The 25,055-nt window shown below is 44.0% G+C and carries 38 protein-coding genes and 1 pseudogene; 2 read left to right on the top strand and 37 right to left on the bottom strand.

All coding sequences use genetic code 11. From position 1 onward, the window contains the following. Positions 1-75: 75 nt before the first annotated feature. The 4 genes from fabG to AB8P72_RS02935 form a co-directional block, all read right to left on the bottom strand. Entirely contained in the window at positions 76-810 is a 735-nt protein-coding gene (fabG, locus tag AB8P72_RS02950; protein ID WP_223808606.1) for a 3-oxoacyl-ACP reductase FabG, read from the bottom strand. Then, complete coding sequence (fabD, locus tag AB8P72_RS02945; protein WP_068408432.1) at positions 801-1,769, bottom strand: ACP S-malonyltransferase; 969 nt, start codon at positions 1,767-1,769, stop codon at positions 801-803. The genes fabG and fabD overlap by 10 nt, the downstream gene beginning before the upstream one ends. 382 nt (positions 1,770-2,151) lie before the next feature. Next, positions 2,152-2,334 (bottom strand): 50S ribosomal protein L32, encoded by a 183-nt coding sequence (rpmF, locus tag AB8P72_RS02940; protein WP_068408434.1) that lies wholly within the window; start codon positions 2,332-2,334, stop codon positions 2,152-2,154. A 328-nt stretch (positions 2,335-2,662) separates the two neighbouring features. Continuing rightward, positions 2,663-3,256, bottom strand: a complete 594-nt coding sequence (locus AB8P72_RS02935) for a DUF177 domain-containing protein (RefSeq protein ID WP_068408436.1) — start codon at positions 3,254-3,256, stop codon at positions 2,663-2,665. A gap of 186 nt (positions 3,257-3,442) precedes the next feature. Between AB8P72_RS02935 and AB8P72_RS02930 the strand changes: the two genes are divergently transcribed. Both AB8P72_RS02930 and AB8P72_RS02925 read left to right on the top strand, forming a co-directional pair. Beyond that, positions 3,443-4,147, top strand: a complete 705-nt coding sequence (locus tag AB8P72_RS02930) for an elongation factor P hydroxylase (RefSeq protein WP_369957945.1) — start codon at positions 3,443-3,445, stop codon at positions 4,145-4,147. Positions 4,148-4,388: 241 nt separating this feature from the next. After that, complete coding sequence (locus AB8P72_RS02925) at positions 4,389-5,009, top strand: L-threonylcarbamoyladenylate synthase (RefSeq protein WP_068408441.1); 621 nt, start codon at positions 4,389-4,391, stop codon at positions 5,007-5,009. Between the two features lie 79 nt (positions 5,010-5,088). Here the strand turns inward: AB8P72_RS02925 and rplQ are convergent, their stop codons facing one another. The 33 genes and pseudogenes from rplQ to AB8P72_RS02760 form a co-directional block, all read right to left on the bottom strand. Further along, positions 5,089-5,448, bottom strand: a complete 360-nt coding sequence (gene rplQ, locus AB8P72_RS02920) for a 50S ribosomal protein L17 (RefSeq protein WP_068408443.1) — start codon at positions 5,446-5,448, stop codon at positions 5,089-5,091. Positions 5,449-5,467: 19 nt separating this feature from the next. Further along, a complete protein-coding gene (gene rpoA / locus AB8P72_RS02915; RefSeq protein ID WP_068408445.1) occupies positions 5,468-6,475 on the bottom strand; it encodes a DNA-directed RNA polymerase subunit alpha in 1,008 nt (335 codons plus the stop codon). Positions 6,476-6,556: 81 nt separating this feature from the next. After that, positions 6,557-7,198 (bottom strand): 30S ribosomal protein S4, encoded by a 642-nt coding sequence (rpsD, locus tag AB8P72_RS02910; RefSeq protein ID WP_068408447.1) that lies wholly within the window; start codon positions 7,196-7,198, stop codon positions 6,557-6,559. A gap of 48 nt (positions 7,199-7,246) precedes the next feature. Next, positions 7,247-7,636, bottom strand: a complete 390-nt coding sequence (gene rpsK / locus AB8P72_RS02905) for a 30S ribosomal protein S11 (RefSeq protein WP_058368279.1) — start codon at positions 7,634-7,636, stop codon at positions 7,247-7,249. 20 nt (positions 7,637-7,656) lie between these two features. Further along, positions 7,657-8,013, bottom strand: coding sequence for a 30S ribosomal protein S13 (gene rpsM / locus AB8P72_RS02900; protein ID WP_058025564.1), 357 nt, complete (start codon positions 8,011-8,013; stop codon positions 7,657-7,659). 253 nt (positions 8,014-8,266) lie between these two features. Further along, positions 8,267-8,383, bottom strand: coding sequence for a 50S ribosomal protein L36 (rpmJ, locus tag AB8P72_RS02895; protein WP_011279805.1), 117 nt, complete (start codon positions 8,381-8,383; stop codon positions 8,267-8,269). 32 nt (positions 8,384-8,415) lie between these two features. Beyond that, the gene (secY, locus tag AB8P72_RS02890) at positions 8,416-9,747 is read right to left on the bottom strand and encodes a preprotein translocase subunit SecY (RefSeq protein ID WP_180952577.1); all 1,332 of its coding nucleotides are present in this window, start codon (positions 9,745-9,747) and stop codon (positions 8,416-8,418) included. A gap of 19 nt (positions 9,748-9,766) precedes the next feature. Next, on the bottom strand, positions 9,767-10,207 hold the full coding sequence (gene rplO, locus AB8P72_RS02885) for a 50S ribosomal protein L15 (RefSeq protein ID WP_068408451.1): 441 nt from the start codon (positions 10,205-10,207) through the stop codon (positions 9,767-9,769). Further along, complete coding sequence (gene rpmD, locus AB8P72_RS02880; RefSeq protein WP_068408453.1) at positions 10,207-10,386, bottom strand: 50S ribosomal protein L30; 180 nt, start codon at positions 10,384-10,386, stop codon at positions 10,207-10,209. Before rpmD ends, rplO begins: the two co-directional genes overlap by 1 nt. A 22-nt stretch (positions 10,387-10,408) precedes the next feature. Beyond that, the gene (gene rpsE, locus AB8P72_RS02875; RefSeq protein WP_068408455.1) at positions 10,409-10,924 is read right to left on the bottom strand and encodes a 30S ribosomal protein S5; all 516 of its coding nucleotides are present in this window, start codon (positions 10,922-10,924) and stop codon (positions 10,409-10,411) included. A gap of 2 nt (positions 10,925-10,926) precedes the next feature. Next, a complete protein-coding gene (gene rplR / locus AB8P72_RS02870; RefSeq protein WP_068408457.1) occupies positions 10,927-11,277 on the bottom strand; it encodes a 50S ribosomal protein L18 in 351 nt (116 codons plus the stop codon). An 11-nt stretch (positions 11,278-11,288) separates the two neighbouring features. Further along, positions 11,289-11,822 carry a 50S ribosomal protein L6 gene (rplF, locus tag AB8P72_RS02865; RefSeq protein ID WP_068408459.1) on the bottom strand — a complete coding sequence of 178 codons (534 nt, stop codon included), beginning with the start codon at positions 11,820-11,822 and terminating at the stop codon, positions 11,289-11,291. 194 nt (positions 11,823-12,016) lie between these two features. Further along, positions 12,017-12,415: a 30S ribosomal protein S8 gene (rpsH, locus tag AB8P72_RS02860; protein ID WP_068408460.1), complete on the bottom strand. Its 399-nt coding sequence runs from the start codon at positions 12,413-12,415 to the stop codon at positions 12,017-12,019. Between the two features lie 11 nt (positions 12,416-12,426). Beyond that, positions 12,427-12,732 carry a 30S ribosomal protein S14 gene (gene rpsN, locus AB8P72_RS02855; RefSeq protein WP_068408462.1) on the bottom strand — a complete coding sequence of 102 codons (306 nt, stop codon included), beginning with the start codon at positions 12,730-12,732 and terminating at the stop codon, positions 12,427-12,429. A 12-nt stretch (positions 12,733-12,744) separates the two neighbouring features. Continuing rightward, positions 12,745-13,281 (bottom strand): 50S ribosomal protein L5, encoded by a 537-nt coding sequence (rplE, locus tag AB8P72_RS02850; RefSeq protein ID WP_068408463.1) that lies wholly within the window; start codon positions 13,279-13,281, stop codon positions 12,745-12,747. 21 nt (positions 13,282-13,302) lie between these two features. Then, positions 13,303-13,620, bottom strand: a complete 318-nt coding sequence (gene rplX / locus AB8P72_RS02845) for a 50S ribosomal protein L24 (RefSeq protein WP_068408465.1) — start codon at positions 13,618-13,620, stop codon at positions 13,303-13,305. Between the two features lie 8 nt (positions 13,621-13,628). After that, complete coding sequence (gene rplN, locus AB8P72_RS02840; protein WP_010196702.1) at positions 13,629-13,997, bottom strand: 50S ribosomal protein L14; 369 nt, start codon at positions 13,995-13,997, stop codon at positions 13,629-13,631. A gap of 181 nt (positions 13,998-14,178) precedes the next feature. Further along, positions 14,179-14,451, bottom strand: coding sequence for a 30S ribosomal protein S17 (gene rpsQ / locus AB8P72_RS02835; RefSeq protein ID WP_068408467.1), 273 nt, complete (start codon positions 14,449-14,451; stop codon positions 14,179-14,181). Beyond that, positions 14,448-14,645 (bottom strand): 50S ribosomal protein L29, encoded by a 198-nt coding sequence (gene rpmC / locus AB8P72_RS02830; protein ID WP_068408469.1) that lies wholly within the window; start codon positions 14,643-14,645, stop codon positions 14,448-14,450. The genes rpsQ and rpmC overlap by 4 nt, the downstream gene beginning before the upstream one ends. After that, positions 14,645-15,058 (bottom strand): 50S ribosomal protein L16, encoded by a 414-nt coding sequence (gene rplP, locus AB8P72_RS02825; RefSeq protein WP_068034608.1) that lies wholly within the window; start codon positions 15,056-15,058, stop codon positions 14,645-14,647. Before rplP ends, rpmC begins: the two co-directional genes overlap by 1 nt. Further along, positions 14,956-15,790, bottom strand: a pseudogene (rpsC, locus tag AB8P72_RS02820) (30S ribosomal protein S3). The gene rplP and the pseudogene rpsC overlap by 103 nt, the downstream one beginning before the upstream one ends. A gap of 3 nt (positions 15,791-15,793) precedes the next feature. Further along, entirely contained in the window at positions 15,794-16,123 is a 330-nt protein-coding gene (gene rplV / locus AB8P72_RS02815; RefSeq protein WP_068408473.1) for a 50S ribosomal protein L22, read from the bottom strand. Positions 16,124-16,133: 10 nt separating this feature from the next. Next, the gene (gene rpsS, locus AB8P72_RS02810) at positions 16,134-16,409 is read right to left on the bottom strand and encodes a 30S ribosomal protein S19 (RefSeq protein WP_010196682.1); all 276 of its coding nucleotides are present in this window, start codon (positions 16,407-16,409) and stop codon (positions 16,134-16,136) included. A 12-nt stretch (positions 16,410-16,421) separates the two neighbouring features. Beyond that, the gene (gene rplB, locus AB8P72_RS02805; protein ID WP_068408475.1) at positions 16,422-17,249 is read right to left on the bottom strand and encodes a 50S ribosomal protein L2; all 828 of its coding nucleotides are present in this window, start codon (positions 17,247-17,249) and stop codon (positions 16,422-16,424) included. Between the two features lie 11 nt (positions 17,250-17,260). After that, positions 17,261-17,611 carry a 50S ribosomal protein L23 gene (gene rplW / locus AB8P72_RS02800; RefSeq protein ID WP_068408477.1) on the bottom strand — a complete coding sequence of 117 codons (351 nt, stop codon included), beginning with the start codon at positions 17,609-17,611 and terminating at the stop codon, positions 17,261-17,263. Next, positions 17,608-18,210, bottom strand: coding sequence for a 50S ribosomal protein L4 (rplD, locus tag AB8P72_RS02795; protein WP_068408479.1), 603 nt, complete (start codon positions 18,208-18,210; stop codon positions 17,608-17,610). The genes rplW and rplD overlap by 4 nt, the downstream gene beginning before the upstream one ends. 14 nt (positions 18,211-18,224) lie before the next feature. After that, entirely contained in the window at positions 18,225-18,863 is a 639-nt protein-coding gene (rplC, locus tag AB8P72_RS02790; RefSeq protein WP_068408481.1) for a 50S ribosomal protein L3, read from the bottom strand. A 47-nt stretch (positions 18,864-18,910) separates the two neighbouring features. After that, a complete protein-coding gene (gene rpsJ, locus AB8P72_RS02785; RefSeq protein WP_010196670.1) occupies positions 18,911-19,222 on the bottom strand; it encodes a 30S ribosomal protein S10 in 312 nt (103 codons plus the stop codon). A 428-nt stretch (positions 19,223-19,650) separates the two neighbouring features. Next, positions 19,651-21,243: an Rne/Rng family ribonuclease gene (locus AB8P72_RS02780; protein WP_198328458.1), complete on the bottom strand. Its 1,593-nt coding sequence runs from the start codon at positions 21,241-21,243 to the stop codon at positions 19,651-19,653. Positions 21,244-21,469: 226 nt separating this feature from the next. Further along, entirely contained in the window at positions 21,470-22,156 is a 687-nt protein-coding gene (locus AB8P72_RS02775) for a nucleoside triphosphate pyrophosphatase (protein WP_369957944.1), read from the bottom strand. 65 nt (positions 22,157-22,221) lie between these two features. Next, on the bottom strand, positions 22,222-22,707 hold the full coding sequence (gene mreD / locus AB8P72_RS02770) for a rod shape-determining protein MreD (RefSeq protein WP_191691540.1): 486 nt from the start codon (positions 22,705-22,707) through the stop codon (positions 22,222-22,224). Positions 22,708-22,909: 202 nt separating this feature from the next. Further along, entirely contained in the window at positions 22,910-23,770 is an 861-nt protein-coding gene (gene mreC / locus AB8P72_RS02765; RefSeq protein ID WP_102077546.1) for a rod shape-determining protein MreC, read from the bottom strand. A gap of 245 nt (positions 23,771-24,015) precedes the next feature. Next, complete coding sequence (locus AB8P72_RS02760; RefSeq protein ID WP_102077545.1) at positions 24,016-25,044, bottom strand: rod shape-determining protein; 1,029 nt, start codon at positions 25,042-25,044, stop codon at positions 24,016-24,018. Positions 25,045-25,055 lie beyond the last annotated feature (11 nt).

The raw sequence follows: 25,055 nt of genomic DNA, 5'->3' as shown, positions 1-25,055 counted from the left end.
GAGTTTTTTATTATAACTATGTAACGCACCGTTATAATAATAAATAACACTGAATTAGAATAATAAACTCTAATCCTACATGTACATACCGCCATTAACAGGAATAACCGCGCCAGTAATATAGCTGGCTTCATCGCCTGCTAAGAAAAACACGGCGGCGGCGATATCTTCTGGCTGACCAAGACGGCTGATTGGAACCGCATCGAGCATTGAGTTAAGTAGGCGCTCGTCAAGCTCATCGGTCATATCGGTTTCGATAAGGCCGGGTGCCACACAGTTAATCGTCACTTGACGTGAACCAATTTCTCGCGCCAGCGTCCGGCTAAAGCCTTCGACGCCGGCTTTAGTGGCTGCGTAGTTAGATTGACCCGCATTGCCCATTTGCGCGACCACAGAGGTGATATTGATGATACGCCCACGACGTGCTTTCATCATACCGCGTACCGCTCGCTTACTCATGCGATAAACTGAAGTCAGATTGGTATCGACAACATTGTCCCAATCTTCATCTTTCATACGCATCAATAAGCCATCTTGAGTAATACCGGCATTATTGACCAGTACTTGAACGGCACCGTAAACGCTTTCGATTTCTTCAAACAGCTTATCAATCTGCGCCGTATCGCGCACGTCTAGTACTCGTCCAATACCACCACTATCGTTTAGGTATTCTTCAATAAGTGCTGCGCCTTTCTCGGTAGTTGCGGTACCAATGACAAAGTGTCCTTCTTTGGCAAAACGTTTGGCAACGGCTTTACCGATACCGCGGCTTGCGCCCGTCACTAATGTAATCGTACGGCTCATGATAATACCTCCATCAACTTATCTAAACGGGCAGGCTTGTCGGTAGGATAACTTACGATAGGATGCGCTTGACGCTTGGCCAAATTACTTAAGACGTTACCGCTGCCACATTCGATTAAAATATTAATTTGCTTATCTGCCAATTCCTGCATGGTTTTTGACCATAAGACCGGTTCACTGAGCTGCTCGGTCAATGCTTGCTTGATAGCGACTGCATTGCTTTCAACGCGCGCATGGCGGTTTTGAATCACTGGAATGGTTGCTTGATCAAATTGAATGGCTGCCAACTCATCAGCCAAGGCATTTGTTGCAGGCTCCATAAGCGCACAATGCGACGGTACACTAACCTTTAATGGAATGGCTTTTTTACCAGTATTTTGAACTTTATCAATGACGGCGTTGACGCCAGCGGCATTACCTGAAACCACCACTTGACCTGGACTATTAAAGTTTGCGGCGCCAACAATGGCATCATCAACGTGCTCGGTCGCTTGTTCGCATAAGTTTTCGACGCGGTGGTCTTCAAGACCAAGCACCGCTGCCATCGCCGTATCGACCCCTGCTACCGCCTCTTGCATCAATTGACCGCGTTTATGCACCAGCTTGACCGCATCAGCTAAGGATATCACTCCAGCGGCACATAAGGCGCTATATTCACCCAAGGAATGACCCGCTAGGTAACAAGGCTTATCTTCTATTTTTTGTTGTAAGATGCGCCAAACAGCGATACTAGCAGTCAATAAAGCCGGCTGAGTATATTGGGTTTTATTCAGTTTGTCTTCGTCCTGACAAATTGCCCATAAGTCTTCACCAAGCGCTGTACTGGCTTCGGTAAAGGTATCATGAATTTCAGGATAGGTTTCAGCAAGCTCGCTCAGCATACCGACCACTTGTGAACCTTGTCCAGGGAATAGCACAGCTATACGGGTGGGTTGTTTTTTTACCATATCGGGTACAGAGGCCATAACCAATATTCCTTATTTAATTGGAAATACCCCTAAATACATGGGGTTTATTATAGGATTAAAAGATAATAAAAAAGATTTATTATGAAGAGCGCCGCTATCATTATTCCTTTAAGACAGCCGACTGCTATTAAACTATACACTGACGCAGACAATAAGCATAGTTATCAAAGACTGAACGCTTAAAATGTGATATCTCTATAATCACTACTTGATAAAAAATAGATAACAAAAAGCCAAGATATCTGACTTCATAATATATGATAGCGAGATAACTTGGCTCTTGTTTGCTTAAACTGCTTGCACCATAACAACTGTGTAAAATCATCGATAGTCATTAGAACTACCAGCATTTTGCATCAACCATCAGTGGGCAAATAAATTAAGCGTCTTGACTAACTTTAAAAAGCTGGCGACCACGATAGAAACCATCTTTAGTCATGTGATGACGACGATGTTTTTCACCAGTAGTAGCGTCGATGCTTAATTCAGCCACTTCCATACGATGATGTGAACGGCGCATGTCACGACGAGAACGACTTTTACGACTTTTTTGAACAGCCATGATATAGCTCCTATACTTAAAAGGGTTAAGCTTGAAATTCAGCTTTAATCGATACTGACAGAGGCTATATAATCACAACAACCTAAGTCTTACGCATCATTAGTTAAATAGATTGCCACACGTATTAAAGTGCTGACTACGTCTAAAATCTATAGTTCGTTTGCGAAGCCAGCTTCTCTCTGCCAGCGGCAGGTTGCTAGAATGCAATAAACGGGACATTATACGCATGTTTCGCCAATTAATAAAGCCTTGCTTTTCACTCTTGGACAAAAAGCTGATAAAAGGTAGAAAGTAATGATTTATCGACGTTATACTGCCAGTTCTGGGGCTATAACTTGCCCTTTAACGATGCTAACGCTGCAAAAGGATTCTCATTTTCCTCTTCTTCTGGAATGTCACCAAACTGCTCAACACTCATCTCGCAATCATCGTGCTTTGGTGCCATTGGCGCTTTTAGCAAAATCTCATCTTCGATCAATTTTTTAAACGGCAATAAACGCTCAGGCGCAGGCTCAGTGATGATTTCATCGAGCAGCAAGTAATCCTGCTCTTCACCGACCAAACGCACTTGGCTTTCGTTATCTAACAATGCAATATCATAATCATCAGTCAAATCAATGGCAATCGGTTGCAAACAACGCTGGCAGGTCAACCATATCTCACCCTTGAGAGTAAAAGACAAATGCAACACATTATTATGGCGATATAGGTTGGCTTTAAGCTCAAGGTTTGATTGCTCGTGCTCAGTTGACAAGATAGCATTTAGGCGCTCAAACGAACGCGGTGCAACTTGCCCTGACCATTCAAAGCCACTATCTTCCCATTTGCTTAAAGAAACATCTTCTGGCAGGTTGGTCGACATTGCAGCTGCTGTTTTGTCAGCCTGAAGCGCTGACGGCTTGTTTATTGGAGTGCTTGACATGCGCGGCCTCATTCATCAAAAACGGTGTATAATATTGCCTGCCATACTAACGGAAAGCGCTGATAAGCGCTAGGGCTAGTATGTTAAGATTTTTGGTAAGTGCTTTCGTATTAAGTTTGCATTTACCTTGGCTTGCTCGCGTTGCAAATCACGCGCTCTACCTTTTTATTTGGTTAATTTATTCATATGATATCGCCTGCTGTTGATCCTGACTTCTCCATTTTGCTTTCTGACTCTGACGCAAAACGTTTGCTACATCGTTTAAATACTTTAGAAACCAAAGAGCCACCTGAGTTTTTGAGCTCTATTTCAGAGATGCAGTTAAACGCACTGTCAAAACAATGGCAGAAAGTTATCCATGCTGAAAATATCAACACTGTTGATGAGAATGAAAAAGCAGCGACCGATTGGCTGATCAGTTTATTCAATACGCTATTTGCCCACCAGCACGTTATCCTAGTACGTGGCACCGGCGAACCAGAGTATTTTCCTGCCAAAGACAATCAGCCAGCACGTATTGAATTTGCCCATGGTTTCTTTCAAAGCGCATTGCATGAGTGTAGCCATTTTTTTATTGCAGGTGAACGTCGCAGACAGCTCTCTGACTTTGGCTATTGGTATGCACCCGATGGGCGCACAGAGGCTCAACAACAAGCGTTTGAGCGTGTAGAAATCAAACCACAAGCGTTTGAGTGTTTATTTACTTTAGCGTGCAGGCGTTCTTTTCAAGTGTCGCAAGACAATCTGTTTGCCACCTTTGATACCAGTACTAGCACCTTTGCGCAGGACGTCTATCAACAAGCTAAAGCATATATTACTGAACCTCACACCATACCACGTGATGCCAAAATATTATTGCAGGCATTATTGACGCTTTGCACTGTTGATTAGCAACACAAAATTGTTCTCTATATATGTATTTCCTATCGAAAGTAATCCGTGGCAGTAGTGTTAACGTTTCCCTACTCACCGTAACGCCTTATTAATAAACTTATATTTACTTTGCATTATACTGAATGAATAGTAGCTCCATATTTTGATGCAGTCAGAGAGATACGCTAAAAAATAAAATAATTTCATTTTCTAAAAAATGCCTATGAAACACTCTATAATTATAAAATAAGGAAAAATCATGCAAGTATTTTACATTCATCCGGACAACCCACAACCGCGGCTTATCGAACAAGCAGCGGATTTATTACGTAACGACCAATTACTTATCTATCCTACCGATACCAGTTATGCTTTTGGCTGCCGCTTAGGCGCTAAAGACGCACTAGAAAAGCTTAAACATGTCCGTGAGCTTGACGATAAGCACCAATTCACCTTGTTATGTCGCGATTTAAGTGAGATTGCCAACTATGCAACGGTGGACAATGTGCAATTTAAACAGCTAAAAGCGCATACGCCGGCACCGATTACCTTTATTTTAAACGCCACCAAAGATGTACCTAAGAAGTTGGCGCATCCTAAGAAAAAAACCATTGGTATTCGCGTGCCAAGCAATCCTATTGCGCAAGCATTGCTAGCAGCGATGGATGAGCCTATATTGACCAGTTCACTCATATTGCCGCATCGAGATGAGATATTGGACGATCCATTTGAGATTGAAGAGTTACTCGGTAATCAAATAGATGGTCTCATTAATGCTGGTATCAAAACCACCAAACTGACTACTATCGTCGATATGACTACTAATCAGCCCGAAATCATCAGACAAGGTGCTGCTGACGTCAGCTCACTCGTACCATAAAAAAAATTTTAAGAATAAAAGGCATAAAAAAAGCTCCAAATTATTGGAGCTTTTTTTATTATACAATGAGCGTATAAAATTAGTCACGATCAACCAATTCTACATAAGCCATTGGCGCATTGTCACCATCACGGTAACCGCATTTTACGATACGCAAATAACCACCTGGACGAGTTTGGTAGCGAGGACCTAACGTGCCAAATAATTTGCCTACCATAGTTTTGCTACGCATACGGCTAAATGCCAAACGGCGGTTAGCAACGCTGTCTTCTTTAGCCAAAGTGATTAATGGCTCAGCAACACGGCGCAATTCTTTTGCTTTTGGTAAAGTTGTTTTGATCAGTTCATGCTCAAATAATGAGTTGGTCATGTTCTGAAACATTGCTTTACGATGACTGCCGGTACGACCCAGCTTGACTCCACTCTTACGATGGCGCATAGTCAAAAATCCTTAAAGTTTAACGGCTACGATAAGAAAAGCGATCATCGACACGAAGGTCAGCTGGTGGCCAATTGTCTAGGCGCATACCGAGCTCTAAATCTTTAGACGCTAATACGTCTTTGATTTCGGTCAATGATTTCTTACCAAGATTTGGGGTTTTTAGAAGTTCAGTCTCTGAACGCTGTACCAAATCACCGATATAGTAAATGTTTTCAGCTTTCAAGCAGTTGGCTGAGCGAACCGTTAGTTCAAGATCGTCCACAGGGCGTAATAGCACCGGATCAACCTCTTCTTTTTCTTTCACAGGCTCAGGCGCTTCTTCAGCTTCTAGGTCAACAAAGATAGAAATCTGTTGTTGTAAAATAGTGGCTGCTTTACGAATTGCTTCTTCTGGATCGATAGTGCCATTAGTTTCAAGCTCGATGATAAGACGATCAAGATCGGTACGTTGTTCTACACGTGCGTTCTCAACCTGATAAGCAACACGCAGTACTGGACTAAAACTTGCATCAAGCTTTAAGCGTCCAATCGCTTTAGTGTCGCCATCTTCACGGCGCTGGTTTGCTGGCTCATATCCACGACCCATTACCACACGCAAACGCATCTTAAGATGACCACGGTCGCTTAATGTACCCAATACCAATTCTGGATTGATAATGTCGACATTATGCGGCAACGTGATGTCTGCAGCAGTAATAGTGCCTGGACCTTGTTTATCCAAGGTCAAGAATACTTCATTTTGGTCATGAAGGGTAATTGCCAAGCCTTTTAAATTCAAAAGCAAGTCAAGTACGTCTTCTTGTAGTCCTTCAAGCGTTGAGTATTCATGGTCAACACCATCAATCTCAGCTTCAATGACTGCAGCACCAGGTAATGAAGATAACAAGATGCGACGTAAGGCATTACCTAAGGTATGCCCAAAGCCGCGTTCTAACGGTTCGAGCGTGACTTTCGCAATCGTTTCGTTAACCGTATCCACGTTAATGGCGTTCGGCGTTAGAAACTCAGTTGCACTTAGCATCATGATGTCACCTCGATTTATTAAACTGGTTTAATTAACGTCAATTGCTCAATGCTATTTTTATAACATCGAGCAGTACGTTACTTACTTAGAGTATAGCTCAACGATCAAGCTTTCGTTGATTTCAGCAGGTAGATCAATGCGATCAGGCGCTTGTTTAAACGTGCCTTGTAGTTTGCTGTGATCAACATCTAGCCATTCTGGAATACCACGTTGTGTCGCTAGTTCAATAGCGTTTTTAATACGTAGTTGTTCGCGAGACTTCTCACGGATAGCGACGACATCACCATCTTGCAACTGAATTGATGGAATGTTCACACGAACAAACTCATCGCGGCCAGCTTTTTTTACCATCACAGTGCGATGGCTAACTAGCTGACGTGCTTCAGCACGAGTTGAGCCAAAGCCCATGCGATAAACGACGTTATCGAGGCGACTCTCAAGCATCGCTAGTAGGTTTTCACCAGTAGCACCGCGCTTACGAGCAGCTTCTTTATAGTAGTTGGCAAACTGGCGCTCTAATACACCGTAGATACGCTTAACTTTTTGTTTTTCGCGTAACTGTAGAGAGTACTCTGAGCTCTTATTACGGCTAACACCATGTTGACCAGGTGGACGAGCCGCTTTTTTCGTTTTTACGTCATATGGTTTAACACCAGACTTAAGGCCTAAGTCTGTACCTTCACGACGTGATAATTTGAGTTTTGGTCCAATATAACGGGCCATTGTTATGTCTCCTATAAGCTCTTATGATAAAAAGCTTCGTCTTTAATATTAGACGCGGCGCTTTTTCGGCGCACGGCAACCATTGTGTGGGATTGGGGTTACATCAGAGATGCTGTTAACTTTATAACCCAATGCACCAAGTGCTCTTACCGCAGACTCACGACCCGGTCCTGGTCCTTTAACCAAAACGTCGATATTCTTAACACCGTATTCTTGAGCCGCTTTACCAGCGACTTCAGCTGCAACCTGAGCTGCAAATGGTGTAGATTTACGTGAACCACGGAAGCCTTGTCCACCTGAAGTGGCCCAAGCCAGTGCATTACCTTGACGATCGGTAATCGTAACAATGGTGTTATTAAAAGACGCATGGATATGGGCAACGCCCTCCGATACTGAACGACGAGTCACTTTTTTGCGACTACGAGTGTCTTTAGCCATCTTTTAGCTTCCTAAGTTAATTATCTTTTGAGAGGGCGTGTCGGACCCTTACGAGTACGAGCGTTGTTCTTGGTGTTCTGACCTCTAACTGGTAGGTTACGGCGATGGCGGATGCCACGGTAACAACCAAGATCGACCAAGCGCTTGATATTCATTGACACTTCACGACGAAGATCACCTTCAGTCATGTAATTTGCAACTTGTGCACGGATAGCATCTAACTGTGTATCATCTAACTGGCTAACTTTAGTAGTAGGGGCAATGCCAACTGCTTCTAAGATTTTCTGAGCAGTGGTACGACCTATACCAAAGATATAAGTTAGTGAAATAACAGCATGCTTATTATCCGGAATGTTTACGCCGGCAATACGAGCCATTGATTTCTCTCCATTAAAGAAAAATGTCCTTATTGATACAATAAGGGGTATTCTTCAGATTTGTTGCTGTCAATACTAAAGCTTTTATAATTATTATCGCTGCTTCAACTTGATAACAAGTCTCTTCATTGACCATTTTATAAAAGATTTTGCATAAACTACGGCAAGTGGCGGATGATATCGCATCCGCCGTTATTTTTCAAGTATTAATTGTATAAATTCAATAAGCGTGACGCTTTATGTCTTTAAAATATTAACCTTGACGTTGCTTGTGGCGAGGTTCTGCGGTACAAATAACATGTACACGGCCTTTACGGCGCACAACTTTACAGCTACCACAAATCTTTTTAACTGATGCTTGAACTTTCATAGCATACTCCTTTGAGATATCGTACCGCTCATTTAAGGTTGAGTGGGCGATTGAATTAACGTCTGATCATGATATTGATGGGTCATCAAATGCGCTTGGATTTGCGAGATGAAGTCCATTACCACAACCACCATAATCAGTAATGACGTACCGCCAAGTTGAAACGGTACACCAAACGATGACTGCACGACCATTGGCATTAAACAAATAACCGTCATATACATCGCGCCAATAAAGGTCAGTCGGTTTAATACATGATCAAGGTAACGCTGAGTTTGTTGTCCGGGGCGAATACCTGGGATATACGCACCACTACGTTTAAGGTTTTCAGCAACTTCACGCGGACTAAATACCAACGCCGTGTAAAAGTAACAGAAGAAAATAATCATTGCGCCAAACAGAACCAAATACAGCGGCTGCCCTGGAGACAACACCAATGCCATATTTTGTAATATCTTTTGTGTAAAGGTAGGGTCAGCCGATTGACCAACCCACTGCCCTAAACTTGCTGGAAACAACAATAACGAGCTGGCAAAAATAGCGGGAATAACCCCAGCCATATTTAGCTTAAGCGGCAAATGCGACTGCTGCTGAGCATATATCTTGCGACCTTGTTGTTGCTTCTGCGCATAGTTTACTGGGACACGGCGCTGGGCACGTTCAATATAAACGATACCAGCAGTGACCGCGATGCCTAGCAATACAAAGATAAAAAGCACAATCAAGTTCATCTGCCCTTGATTGACCTGTTCGATAGACTGCGAAATCATACCTGGCGTACCAGCCACAATACTCGCAAAAATGAGCATTGAGATACCATTACCCACGCCGCGTTCTGTAATTTGCTCACCGAGCCACATTAAGAACATAGCGCCAGCTACCAATGAGGTAACTGCTGGAATATAAAAAGTCAAACCAGTGGATAAAGTAAGATTCTGACTGATTAGGCCAGCACACATTCCTAATGACTGTACTAGCGCCAATCCAAGCGTACCCTGACGGGTGTACTTGTTTAGCTTACGTCGCCCCGCTTCACCTTCTTTTTTGAGGGCTTCAAGCGATGGCAATACCGCAGACATCATCTGAACAATAATGGATGCTGAGATATATGGCATGATACCAAGTGCCATAATGGACATACGCTCTAGTGCACCACCTGAGAACATGTTAAACATACTCAAAATGGTATTTTCGTTGCGCGAAAACAGATCAGCCAAGTTAACCGGATTGATACCCGGTACTGGAATATGTGACCCTAAACGATAAACAATCAATGCGCCGATTAAGAATAATAAACGCGTCCATAATTCATCATACTTACGTATAAAGGCAAATGGATTGAGCGGTATACCAGTCGATGACATTGATTGTTTTGACACGTTACTACTCCTCGATGCTACCACCAGCAGCTTCGATTGCTTGCTTGGCGCCTTTAGTCACTTTGATACCTTTAAAAGTATAAGCTTTAGTGACTTCGCCTGACAACATAATACGAACGCGTTTCATGTCATGACGGATAACGTTAGCAGCTTTTAATGTTTCAATGCTAACCACATCGCCTTCGACTTTGTTTAGTTCAGACAGACGAACTTCAGCAGTCGTCATTGCCATTTTACTGGTAAAGCCAAATTTTGGTAGGCGACGATATAAAGGCATTTGACCGCCTTCAAATCCTGAGCGAATGCTAGAACCTGAACGAGATTTCTGACCTTTTACACCGCGACCACCAGTTTTGCCAAGACCTGAACCGATACCACGACCACGACGTTGGGCAGTTTTTTTCGCGCCAACACCTGGTGATAATTCATTTAATCTAAGTCCCATTACGCTTCCTCCACTTTTACCATGTAGTTGACGCGATTGACCATACCACGGGTTGAAGGCGTATCTTCTACTTCAACAGTATGACCAATACGGCGTAAACCCAATCCTTTCAAGCTCGCTTTGTGGCTCTTGAGGCGATGGGCACCCGATTTAAATTGAGTGACTTTCATTTTTTTCATCGTAACTCACCTAGTTTCTAAGTTAACCCAAGATTTCGTCTACAGATTTACCACGTTTTGCTGCCATCTTTTCTGGAGTTGACATATCACGTAAACCGTTGAATGTTGCACGTACAACGTTTGCCGTGTTGGTAGAACCATGAGATTTCGTTAAAACGTCTTTAACACCAGCAACTTCTAATACCGCACGCATTGCGCCACCAGCGATTACGCCAGTACCTTCAGATGCAGGCTGCATGTAGACTTTACTAGCACCATGACGTGCTTTGATCGGATGGAACAAAGTTGCACCATCAAGCTCAACAGTAATCATGTTGCGCTTAGCAGCTTCAAGTGCTTTTTGGATAGCAGCTGGCACTTCACGTGCTTTACCACGACCAAAACCAACACGGCCATTACCATCACCCACTACGGTTAGCGCAGTGAATGAGAAAATACGACCACCTTTAACCACTTTTGCAACGCGATCAACGGTAACTAAGCGTTCTACTAGACCGTCAGTCTGTTCATTTTTATCATTTTTATCATTTCTAGCCATGATTAAAACTCCAATCCGTTTTCGCGAGCAGCTTCAGCTAAAGCTTTTACTCGACCATGATATTTAAAACCACTACGGTCAAAGGCAACCTTAGTAATACCAGCTGCTTTTGCGCGTTCTGCGATCAATTGGCCCACAGACGTCGCTGCATCAACGTTACCAGTTGCACCTGAACGTAAGCTGCTGTCTAAGGTAGATGCCTGAGCAATCACTTCACCACCGTTTGGAGAGATAATTTGGGCATAAATATGTCTTGGGGTGCGGTTAACCGTTAAGCGATTTACGCCTAAAAAACGGATATGTGCACGGGTTTTCTTTGCTCGACGTAGACGAGCTGCTTTTTTATCAAACATTTCAACTCACCTTATTTTTTCTTGGCTTCTTTGCGAATCACATGCTCGTCACTATAACGAATACCTTTACCTTTATAAGGCTCTGGTGGGCGGAAACCGCGGATATTAGCCGCTGCTTGACCAAGCTGCTGCTTATCGTTTGATTTTAAAACGATTTCAGTTTGCGTTGGGGTTTCAGCTGATACACCTTCAGGTAGTGTATATTCTACTGGATGTGAGTAACCAACGTTTAACGTTACTTTATTACCAGTAGCTTGAGCGCGATAACCAACACCAATAAGTTGAAGGCGTCTTTCAAAACCTTCATTTACGCCTATTACTAAATTGTTTAGTAAAGAGCGCATGGTGCCAGTATGCATCATGGCTTCTTTTGAATCGGCTGCAGGTGAGAGAAGAATTGCATCATCTTCCTGTTTTAGCTCGACCAATTCATGCAGGCGTAAAGACATATTGCCATTTTTGCCTTTAACTTCGACCTGCCGATCGTTCAAAGTAACACTTACGCCGCTAGGCAGTGCTACTGGGGCTTTAGCCACACGAGACATAGGAATATTCCTTAAAAAAATTAACTTACTTTTATTAGCGAAAAAACTAACAGGCTAAAAAGCGTGTTAGTTTAGCATAATTGACTGCATTAGGCACCTATCAATGTTAAAAAATATGTATGATAAAATTGATAAGTGCCCAACGAAGATCAAGTAGACTTTATCGTCTCGTTACCGATAGCAATGATTGCTAATTAAGCAACGAATGCAACGATTTCACCACCGATACCAGCAGCGCGTGCAGCACGATCGCTCATGATACCTTGGCTGGTTGATACGATAGCAACACCCATACCTTGTTTAACAGTAGGGATAGCGTCTTTACCGCGATGCTGGCGTAGGCCAGGACGGCTATAACGTTGGATCGTTTCAATAACCGCTTTGCCTTCGAAGTATTTTAACTCGATGGTCAAAGTTGCTTTGTTATTTTCTTGCTCAGTCACAACAGCGCTGGCTACATAACCTTCGCTTACTAATAAGTCAGCGATTGATTTACGTAGTTTAGAGCTCGGCATTGCTACCGATACTTTATTAGCCATTTGTGCGTTACGAATACGGGTTAGCATATCCCCAACGGTATCTTGCATACTCATATCGTTACTCCTTACCAGCTTGCTTTACGAACACCAGGCACATCGCCTTGCATGACACGCTCACGCAGCATATTGCGTGATAAGCCAAACTTGCGGAAGTAACCGTGAGGACGACCAGTGATAGCACAACGGTTGCGTAGACGTACTGGTGATGCGTTGCGTGGTAGGGCTTGTAGCTCTAGCATCGCTTCCATACGCTCTTCGTCTGATGCGTTGATATCACTGATAGTTTCTTTTAGCTTAATACGCTTTTCAGCATATTTAGCAACCATTTTTTCGCGTTTTAATTCGCGGTTAATCATGCTCTTCTTTGCCATAACGTCTTTACCTTATTTAAATGGGAAGCCGAATGCTTTAAGCAACGCACGACCTTCTTCATCATTACCAGCTGACGTGGTGATGGTCACATCCATACCGCGGATACGATCAATCTTGTCAAAGTCTACTTCTGGGAATACGATTTGTTCTTTGATACCCAATGAGTAGTTACCACGTCCGTCAAAGGCTTTAGGTGAAAAACCGCGGAAATCACGAATACGAGGAATTGCAATGGCAATGAGACGATCTAAAAATTCGTACATTTGCTCACCGCGCAGCGTTACTTTACAGCCAATTGGCCATTCTTCACGAATTTTAAAGCCAGCAACTGATTTGCGCGCTTTGGTGACGACAGGTTTTTGACCAGCGATAGCGGTCATGTCAGCTACAGCACCTTCAAGCAATTTTTTGTCTTGAGACGCGCCGCCTACACCCATATTAAGCGTGATTTTAGTGATTTTAGGCACTTGCATCACGTTCGCCAAACCAAGCTCTTCTTTGATTTGTTGCTTTAATTCTTCGTTATATAAAGATTTTAATCTTGCCATTACCATTACACCCTTAGTGTCTTACGCAGTCGCCACTACTTCACCGTTCGAACGATAGACGCGTTGTTTCTTGCCGTCTTCACCGAACTGATAAGTAATACGATCAGCTTTTTGGGTTTGCGCATTTAAAATTGCGACATTTGAGATATGCAAAAAAGCTTCTTGCTTAACGATGCCACCTTCAGTACCAGTTGCCTGATTTGGCTTCTGATGTTTGGTGACAATGTTGATGCCTTCAACTTTAATACGATCGTTTTTTACAGCTTGCACAGTACCTTGCTTGCCTTTGTCTTTCCCAGCAATCACGATAACTGTATCGCCTTTACGTAATTTTGACATGGATTACCTCACAATACTTCTGGTGCTAGTGATACAATTTTCATAAACTGATCACCACGTAGTTCACGAGTTACCGGTCCAAAAATACGAGTTGCTATCGGTGCTTTGTTTTGGTTCAACAATACCGCAGCATTGTCATCAAAACGCAGAACTGAACCATCAGGACGACGAACGCCTTTTTTGGTACGTACAACTACAGCATTCATCACGTCGCCTTTTTTAACACGACCACGCGGAATGGCTTCTTTAACCGTTACTTTAATAATGTCGCCAACTGATGCATAACGACGATGAGAGCCACCCAGTACTTTAATGCACTGAACTCGTCTTGCACCGCTATTGTCTGCAACTTCCAGCATCGATTCAACCTGAATCATAGCGTTACTCCACACGTATGAGCAATAAAAACCAGTTGCTGCCGCTAGCACAGAATGAGTAGTCGGCATTTTAATATTAATAACCGCTGCTACTCTTAATGTGAGTGATATACGCTCGGCGCAATCAGCATCCTTAAAAAGGCGGCTATTTTAACAGCTTCTGGCTTTTAATGCAATTTACTTAGATTTTTTCTACTTTTTCAACCACTTCAACCAAAGTCCAAGACTTGGTTTTTGAGATTGGACGCGTTTCTTTGATGCGGACAAGGTCGCCTTGTTGACAAACGTTATCTTCATCATGAGCTTTGATTTTTGTAGAACGACGAAGCTGTTTGCCATACAAAGGATGACGAACCAGACGCTCAATCAAAACTGTGATGGATTTGTCCATCTTGTCGCTGACAACTCGTCCTGTCAATACGCTAGCATTAGCTGTTTGATTGTTATCGCTCATGAGTCGCCTCGTTGTTTCTCGTTAATCAAAGTCTGAATCTGAGCAATCGTGCGACGATTGCTTCTGACTTCATGGGTGTTACCCAACTGACCCGTTGCTTTAGCCATACGAATACGGAAAGCATCAAGTTGCTTTTCATCAAGTAACTGAGTCAGTTCTTCTAATGATTTATCACGTAATTCACTGATCTTCATTACATTATCGTCCGCTTAACAATGGTAGTTTTAAAGGGCAGTTTTGCTGCAGCAAGCGTTAACGCTTCGCGAGCAAGTTCTTCTGAAACCCCTTCGAGTTCATATAGCACTTTACCAGGTTTGATTTCGCATACCCAATACTCGACTGGACCTTTACCTTTACCCATACGTACTTCTAGTGGTTTGTTGGTAATAGGTTTGTCTGGGAATACACGAATCCAAATCTTACCGCCACGCTTGATTTTACGAGTGATGGTACGACGTGCTGCTTCAATTTGACGGGCAGTCATACGACCACGAGTCAACGATTTTAGACCAATTTGTCCGAATGCAACGGTGCTTCCACGGTGAGCAAGACCTGTGTTACGACCTTTGTGCATTTTACGAAACTTGGTACGTTTTGGCTGTAACATAGTTTAACCTCTGTCTGTGTTTCGACGGTTTCCGTTTCCACGACCACGGCGTTTTGGCGCACGAGTCTGCTCTTCTTTGACGGGATTATATACGCTGTTCATACCGTCAAGGATTTCGCCACGGAAAATCCAAACTTTTACACCGATAGTGCCGTATGTGGTTTCTGCACGAATTGACGCGTAGTCAATATCAGCGCGGAGTGTATGCAATGGCACACGACCTTCACGGTACCATTCAGTACGAGCAATCTCAGCACCGCCAAGACGGCCAGACAGCTCAACTTTAATACCTTTAGCACCAGAACGCATGCTGTTCTGTACGGCGCGTTTCATCGCACGACGGAACATAACACGGCGCTCAAGCTGGCTGCCGATACCGTCTGCTACCAAACGTGCATCAAGATCAGGTGATGTGATTTCTTCAATGTTGACCTGAGCAGGTACGCCCATAATTTTGGTCAATTCTTTTTGAAGTCTTTCGATATCTTCGCCTTTTTTACCGATAACAATACCAGGACGCGCAGTGGCGATGGTAATCTTAGCAGCACCAGTAGGACGCTCAATCATAATGTTGCTGATCATAGCGTTGTCTAGTTTTTTGCGTAGATACTCACGAACTTGAATGTCGTTGATGAGGTATTCTGAGTATTGTTTAGGGTTAGCATACCAGTTTGCGTTATGCTTTTTGACAACACCAAGACGAATTCCGATTGGATGTACTTTTTGACCCATAACTTATTCTCCTACCTTTATAGTGATGTGACAAGTACGCTTACTGATACGATCAGCGCGACCTTTAGCACGTGGTAGGATACGTTTTAGCGTAATGCCTTCATCAACGTAGATGGTTGATACTTTAAGAGTATCGATATCTAAACCGTTGTTGTGTTCGGCATTGGCGATGGCTGAGTCAAGACATTTCTTAACGAAAACAGCGCCTTTTTTATTACTATACGTTAGGATATCCAAAGCACGCTCGATAGATTTGCCACGAACTTCATCAGCAACGAGTCTAACTTTTTGTGCCGATATGGCGGCACCGCGTAATTTTGCAGTTACTTCCATGGTAAGCACCTTATCTCTTAGCTTTCTTGTCAATGCCATGACCACGATATGTACGAGTCGGGGCAAATTCACCTAGTTTATGACCAACCATCTGCTCGCTTACGATAACCGGTACGTGAGTACGGCCGTTGTGAACAGATAAGGTTAGGCCAACCATTTGTGGCAAAATCATCGAGCGGCGCGACCAAGTTTTAATTGGTTTGCGTGAGTTGGTGTCTAATGCATTCTCAACTTTAGCAAATAAGTGCGCGTCTATGAATGGACCTTTTTTCAATGAACGAGGCATGAAATTCTTCCTTTATTTCTTCTTGGCGCGGCGGCGGATGATCATACTGTCAGTACGCTTATTATGACGCGTTTTAAGTCCTTTAGACTTCTGACCCCAAGGGCTGGTTGGATGGCGACCTTTGTTACGACCTTCACCACCACCGTGTGGGTGATCAACCGGGTTCATAGCGACACCACGAACAGAAGGACGAACACCGCGCCAACGTGAAGCACCGGCTTTACCAAGTGATTTCAAGTTATTTTCAGTGTTAGAAACTTCACCAATAACAGCACGGCAATTCACGTGTACGCGGCGAGTTTCACCTGAGCGTAGACGTAGAATAGCATAAATACCGTCACGACCTAGTAGCTGAACGCTGGCACCCGCAGAACGAGCTAGCTGTGCACCTTTACCGATTTTAAGTTCGATATTGTGTATCACAGTACCCAATGGGATGTTTTTCAGTGGTAAGCAGTTACCTGGACGGATTGGAGAGTTCTCTCCTGACATGACGGTATCGCCAACTGCTTGTTTTTTAGCAGCAATGATATAGCGACGTTCGCCGTCAGCGTACTTAAGTAAAGCAATGTGTGCAGTACGGTTAGGATCGTATTCGATACGCTCAACCACAGCTGGGATATTGTCTTTAGTACGTTTAAAATCGATAATACGATAATGCTGCTTATGACCACCACCAACGTGACGAGTCGTGATGCGACCATTATTGTTACGACCACCTGACTTACTTTTTGATTCGAGAAGCGCTGCAAAAGGACGACCTTTGTAAAGGTGTGGATGCACCACTTTTTCAACAAAACGACGGCCTGGTGATGTTGGCTTTGCTTTTACGATAGGCATGAGTGTAATCCTTATTCGTTGTTCGCTGTTTCACTAGTAGAAGCAGTCGTGTTTGCGACTTCTTCACCAGCATCAGCCATTTGTACATCTTGACCAGCTTTTAAGGTAACGTAGGCTTTTTTATAGTCATTACGACGGCCGATATTTTTACCAAAACGCTTTGTCTTACCTTTAACATTCAAAGTGTTTACTTTTAAAACTTCAACGCCTTCGAACATCATCTCAACCGCTTTTTTGACTTCAAGCTTAGTAGCATTAGAGTCAACTTTAAATACCTGTACACCAAGTGAGTCGCCAAGCATTTGAGATTTTTCTGAGAATACAGGCCCTCTTAAGACCTGATAAAGTCTTGCGTTATTCATGCTAGTGCTTCCTCAAATTGTTTCGCAGCTTCAACTGACATGATTACTTTATCAAAAGCAATCAAGCTCACTGGATCCACTTCGTTTGTACCAAGTACATTGACGTGTGGGATGTTGCGCGCAGCTAAGTATAGATTTTCGTCAACTTCTTTGGTGACGATGAGTGCACGAGGTGCGCCCAAATCATTTAACTTTGCAATCAGCTCTTTGGTCTTAGGACCAGAAACGCTTAGCTCTTCAACCAAAATCAAACGCTCTTGGCGAATCAATTCGGCTAGGATGCACTGCATCGCACCGCGATACATTTTGCGGTTAACTTTCTGTGACCAATCTTGTGGTTTGGCTGCGAATGCACGACCACCTGAACGCCAGATTGGGCTACGAATAGAACCTGCACGAGCGCGACCAGTACCTTTTTGGCGCCATGGCTTGATGCCACCACCAGAAACTTCGGCACGGGTTTTCTGAGCGCGTGTACCTTGACGAGCACCAGCAAGATATGCGGTGACGACCTGATGCACTAATGCTTCGTTGAATTCACGACCGAAAGCCGTATCAGAAAGCTCAACTGCCGCCCCTGTAACTGTTTTTAAATCCACGTTAATCCCCTTGCTTAGGCTTTGACTGACGGACGTACGATGACATCGCCACCGGTGGCACCTGGGATAGCACCCTTGATGACAAGTAACCCTTTTTCAACATCAACCGATATCACTTCTAGGCCCTGAACGGTAACGCGTTTGTTACCCATTTGACCTGGCATTTTTTTGCCTTTGAAGACTTTACCTGGTGACTGGTTTTGACCAGTTGAACCAAGGACACGGTGAGACACTGAGTTACCATGAGTGGCATCTTGCATGCTAAAGTTGTGACGCTTTACGCCGCCTTGAAAGCCTTTACCTTTACTCTGTCCTGTGACATCTACAATCTGACCTTGTTCGAACAAGTCAGCTAGGATCTCACCACCAATTTCACGACCTTCAAGATCGCTGTCATTGGCACGAAATTCCCATACACCACGGCCAGCTGCAACGCCAGCTTTAGCGAAGTGACCTTTCTGTGCAGCAGTTACGCGGCTGTCACGACGAGTACCTGTGGTAACTTGAATGGCTTGATAGCCATCTACATCAGTATTTTTTACTTGAGTAATGCGGTTAGCATGGACCTCAACCACTGTAACAGGAATAGATTCGCCTGCTTCAGTGAAGATACGGGTCATGCCGCATTTTTTACCGACTAAACCGATCGCCATTTTAGACCTCTTTATATCTTATATTAATGGGTTGGGTGTGTTTTGCATTAACCCAAAGCAATTTGAACGTCAACACCCGCCGCTAAGTCTAACTTCATTAGCGCATCCACAGTTTTGTCGGTAGGCTGAACGATATCAACCATACGCTTGTGAGTACGGATTTCGTACTGGTCACGAGCGTCTTTATTAACGTGTGGTGAGGTTAGAACGTTGAAGCGCTCAATGCGAGTCGGCAACGGTACAGGACCACAAACTTGCGCACCGGTGCGCTTTGCAGTATCAACGATCTCTTGTGCAGATTGATCAATCAGACGATGATCAAAAGACTTAAGACGGATACGGATTCTCTGGTTAGCCATGCCAGCAAGCTCCTAATATGTGCTTTTGTCATTCTTGCTTTGCAAAGATATGAGCAAAAGCCGTTTGGTTAAATATTCACTTTAAGCGGCCTTCTGTTCTTAACCAGAATGAGTTCGTTACCGGAACTTATAGCGTGCCAAAAGCAAAATAGTTTAAAGCCCCGCCGACCCTTCCATTATAGGATGTCAGCAAAGGCATAATGAAATAGTGCTAGAAACGATGCTCTAGCTGTCATAGCGCCAGCTGTTTAATTGGCTGCGCATATATAATTCAGTGGTGTGTATTATACATAGTATTTCGCTCATTGCAAGAGTAATATCGGCGGTGTTTTGAGATATCCCCCTTTATAAACAAGCGCTTTTATCAATAATTTTCTTATCAAAACCTCAATTAAGATACTTTATAATGGTATAAATTTACTCTATCATTAATCTAAAACGATGTCATATTGCTCTTGGGTATAGAGATTTTCGACCTCAAAGGTAATCACTCTACCTAATAGATACTCTAAATCTGCGACGGTGTCTGATTCGGTGGTCAATAGTAAGTCAATGACGGCAGCATGGGCAACCACAGTGAATTTCTTGGGCGAGTTATAAGTTCGCGCACAGCGCATAATCTCGCGAAATATCTCAAAGCAAACGGTTTCGGCCGTTTTAACAAAGCCGCGACCCTGACAGGTTGAGCAAGGTTCACATAGCTGCTGTCCAAGCGACTCACGGGTACGTTTACGCGTCATTTCAACCAGCCCAAGCTCACTGACTTGGGTAATTTTGGTTTTGGCGTAGTCTTGCGCTAGCTGCGCTTGCAGGCTCTCTAAAATATCGTCTTTATGCTGCTGCTCAAGCATATCAATAAAATCTAAGATAATAATGCCGCCAAGGTTTCTTAGGCGTAATTGCCGTGCAATAGCGTGGGTGGCCTCTAAATTGGTTTTATAAACGGTATCTTCTAACGAGCGCCCACCGACAAAAGAGCCAGTATTGACATCGATGGTGGTCATGGCTTCGGTTTGATCGATAATCAGATAACCGCCAGACTTTAAATCGACACGACGTTTTAGGGCATCACGCAAATCATCCTCGACACGGTGGACATCAAACAAGGAAGGCTCGGCGGTATAATGCACAATACGGTCGTAGACGAAAGGCACAAACTCTTTAGCAAAATAACGGACTTGCTCATAGATTTGCGCGTTATCAATCACCACTTTTTCGGTATCGGCATGCACCAAGTCACGAATGGAGCGTAGCGGCAGTGATAATTCTTGATAAATAAGCTCAGAGCTTTGATTTGGTTTTGTTTCTTGGCGACGGGCACAAATGGTGCGCCAGAGCTGCAATAGATAGTAGATATCTTCTTCGAGTTTATCGACTGGCACGCGCTCAGCAGCGGTGCGCGCAATCAGCCCACCTTGTAGATTGACCGTTTGCATCAGGCTCGCCAGTTCAGTTTTGAGACGAGTACGTTCTTCTTCGCCATCAATACGCTGCGAGATACCGATATGGTCACTCGATGGCAGATAGACCAAGTAACGTGATGGTAGCGATATATTGGTAGTTAAACGCGCGCCCTTGCTACCAAGCTGGTCTTTGGTCACTTGTACTAAGATACGTTGGCCTTCGTGCAGTCGATGCTGGATAAGAGATTTTGTAACGGCTACAACCTCGGTGCTGTGCGCACTGACCACAGGCGGCGTGACCGCCAAATCATCAGCGGTAGCTTCGATAACAGGACGTTGGTTATTGGTGTTTTCTGAGGTCTTATTTTTGCTCTCGCTAACAGGACGCGGTTCGCGCTGCATGTCATTGACATGTAAAAACGCTGTGCGTGACTGGCCGATGTCGACAAAAGCTGCCTGCATACCCGGAAGCACGCGTACTACCGTGCCCAAATAAATATTGCCGACCAAGCCCAGTTTATGATGACGCTCGATATAAATCTCGCCCAACACCCCGTTATCTAACACGGCGACGCGCGATTCCATGGGACTAATATTAATCAGCAGCTCTTCGGACATAATATTTTCTCTTAGCACTCAGCTTTCTTGTGAAGCGTTCATCGTTTGGTAGCCTCACAGTGTACCAAATGCACCTTGGGTTTGCCCATTATCCTAGCGTGTCATTATGTGCAGATAATTGAGTGATAGCCATTTGCCATCTCATGTAAGACCAACCATTTAATTATCCTACATCAAATACGCGCTACTCTCACCTACCTGTTTACTCAGCTTATTTGCTCAATGCTTAGGCTCTATCGTTGGCGCTGATAGCCGTGATATTTTTAATCAACGCCACGGTTTGTGCCAGCGGTAAACCAACCACATTGGTATAGCTGCCATTAATGCGGCTTACCCAGGCGGCGCCCAAACCCTGAATACCATAACCACCAGCTTTATCAGCAGGCTCGCCGCTGTCCCAGTAGCTCTGCATCATCTCTTCGGTTAAAGGAATAAAGGTGACATCGGTGCGCTCAGTAATTTGTTGTTGATTCACGATTTGAAATGCTCTGCCGGAGGTTGGAGAGCTTGAAGACTTAGCAGATAACAATACTTGAGTTGCTTGCACCGCTGTCCATACTTGGTGAGTATTATCGGACATCTGCTGCCACATACGATAAGCGTCTGCTCGGCTGTCGGGCTTGACCAATACCGTTTTACCATCGGCTAAGACGCCAATGGTATCAGCGGTTAAAATAATTAGAGATGCAGATAAATCAGTTTGCCTGTCGTTTAACTTTTTATTTAGCTTTTTATTCAATTGCTCTAGCGCCGCTTCTGCTTTGCTAGCAACCATACGTTCAATGTAATCTTTAGGAGATTCATTCACATGCGGCGTTTCATCAATATTGACGCTCATGACCGTAAAGTCGAGTTGCGCTCTGGTTAGCAGCTCATGACGCCGCGGCGAGCCAGACGCTAAAATGAGATTCATTGTGTTAACTCTTATTTTATAAATTTATGGTTTTTCAGCTTTATGAAACAAATAAATGTAAAAAACTAGCGGGCAAATCTCCGTAATGTCAATAACACCAATGGCCAGCTGATGATACTCATAAATAACGATAAGGCAGATTGCGCAACAAAGGTATTTTGGATAAAGAGTTGCAATATCCATAAGCTGACTTGGAAAACAACCAATCCTAAGCTTGCAATAAGCCAAGCGCTAATGGTATTAAGCTGTCTGATATAGATACTGGTGATTTTGATGACCATCGCTACCATAACGGCGGCGAACGCTTGCTGACCTAAGTGGGTATCCATTAATAAATCGGCGATAATACCAATAGCAAAGGCGCTGAAAATCCCGACATAGCGCGGCTGAAACAGTAACCAAAAAATCAGCACCATCACCATCACCATCGGACGCAGTGCAGCCATACTTGGGCTTAAAGGATAGACGCTCAGCGATGAGGCAATAATAAAACTCAGTATAATCAAGGCCGGGAGTACGCCAGTTGCATCATCAAAATCCGCGTATGCCATGAATACTTACCTTTAGCGAGAGTTTAGCAGCTATTTAATCGTTCAGTTAATATTGAAAAGAGTAGCAGCGGTAGTTGACCAAATAATTTTGAATACTATTTATCTTATCTGTCTATCCAGACGTCTATGTAAATGTCTGTGCAAATGTCTATGCTATCAATAATGACGCGCAATGTGGACTTATGAGTAAGCTGACAAGCCCTTAGTTTTCTTTAATACCGGCATTTCTTCTATTAACCAGTTTATCTTGCAGCACCAATACATAGGCATTGTCGATAAAGTTTGCCGCTGGCGTGACTTCAATACTTCTAAAGTTATCTTCTTGCGTGTCTTCGACATGGGCGATACGACCAACGCGATAGCCCGCCGGAATACGTCCGCCCAAGCCTGAAGACACCAGCTCATCGCCGACGCGCACATCTGAGGTTTTAAAGACGTAGTTAAGGCGTAATGAGGTCGGTATGCCCTCGCCAGTGACGATAGCCCGCTGTCCGGTACGTTTGACGGTCACAGCAACCGATTGCTGCTCATCGGTAATCAGCAATAAGCGACTGGTATTGGGATAGACATTAATAATCTGACCTAAAATGCCCACTTCATCGATGACCGTTTGACCGACTTGTACGCCATCTTGCTCGCCTTTATTCAGTACCACAATTTGCCTGAGCAGATTGGTATCCGTTCCAATCACTTGCGCGAGGTTTAAATCAAATTGCTCAGGGCGCGTGGTCGATAAGATACCTTGCAAACGCGCGTTCTGTGCCAAGACATAATCCTGCTGCTGCAGCTTAGCTTGGGCATGGATAAGTTGCGTTTTTAGCTGCATGTTTTCGCGGCGTAGCGCTTCTTTCGACTGCAAGCTACCACTTGACCAATGTTTTGCGTAACTTGGTAATAACGACAGCTCATAAATAGGCTGCATGGCGGCATGGGTGGTCGAGCGTATCGGCTTAAACCATTCTGGATTTTTGCTATCAAACCACATCAACACCAGCGCCACTATCAATACGATAGCAGTCTTACGAAGCGCGAGCGGCTGACGAGCAAAAATACTTGGAATCATAATTGGTCTAATCTAGAGGTTTTAAGGTGAGCAATATCTGCGACGCGCCATAAGAGCAACAAATATCAGCCTATAGCGTCAGTTTAAAATAATGTCGATATATTATTAGCGACGTTTAGCTGATATCGTACTGCTATCGCATTTTGGTATGGCTAAATGTCATTAAAGGCAACCTTATTGGCTACCTTTAATAAGAAAAAATAAATAGGATCAAACAATTTTTATAGCGCTTTAATATTCACAACTTAAACAAAAATCATATTTAGGCTTTTGTTGTTGATAAAATCAAGCGCAATACCGCCGCCACGGCTGACACAAGTCAATGGCTCTTCAGCGACCGTCACAGGCAGACCGGTTTCTTTAGAGATAAGCTTGTCTAAATCACGCAGCAACGCGCCGCCGCCAGTTAAGACAATACCGCGCTCAGCGATGTCTGATGACAATTCAGGTGGCGTTTGCTCAAGTGCTGCTTTTACTGCGCTCACGATACCGCTTAATGGGTCGCTGAGGGCCTTTTGTACTTCTTCAGAATTGACCGTAAAGGTCTTTGGCACACCTTCTGCCATGCTGCGACCGCGAACTTCAACTTCTAATTGGCTGTCTTCATTTAATGCCGAACCTACTTCTTGCTTGATACGCTCAGCGGTGGTTTCACCTATCACGCAGCCATGCGTACGGCGCACATGAGTAATAATCGCTTCATCAAACATATCGCCGCCGATACGAATCGACTCGGCATAGACGCAGCCTGACAGCGCGATAACAGCAATCTCAGTGGTGCCACCGCCGATATCAACGACCATAGAACCACTGGCTTCATGCACGGGCATGCCCGCACCGATTGCGGCAGCCATTGGCTCTTCTAGCAACAATACTTTGCTCGCGCCAGCCGACGATACCGCTTCACGAATCGCTTTACGCTCAACCAACGTCGATTTGCAAGGCACACAAACCACCACGTTGGGCTGCGCCATAAAACGCTTGGCTTTTACTTTAGTGATAAAATGCTTGAGCATTTTTTGTGTCACTTCAAAGTCTGCAATCACGCCATCTTTTAATGGGCGAATAGCCGTGATGTTGGCAGGCGTACGCCCTAGCATCTGTTTGGCATCAATACCAACGGCGGCGACGGTAGGGTTTTGGGTACGATTACTACGTAGCGCGACCACTGTAGGCTCGTCGAGCACCACCCCTTTACCAGGAATAAAGATAAGGGTGTTCGCAGTACCGAGGTCGATTGCGATATTATTTGATAAAAATCCAAACGGGTTCATGGCTAATATAT

Source organism: Psychrobacter sp. CLB018 (genome assembly GCF_041222815.1).
GTDB classification, from domain to species: domain Bacteria; phylum Pseudomonadota; class Gammaproteobacteria; order Pseudomonadales; family Moraxellaceae; genus Psychrobacter; species Psychrobacter faecalis.
This window is presented reverse-complemented; position numbering and strand designations above follow the sequence as displayed.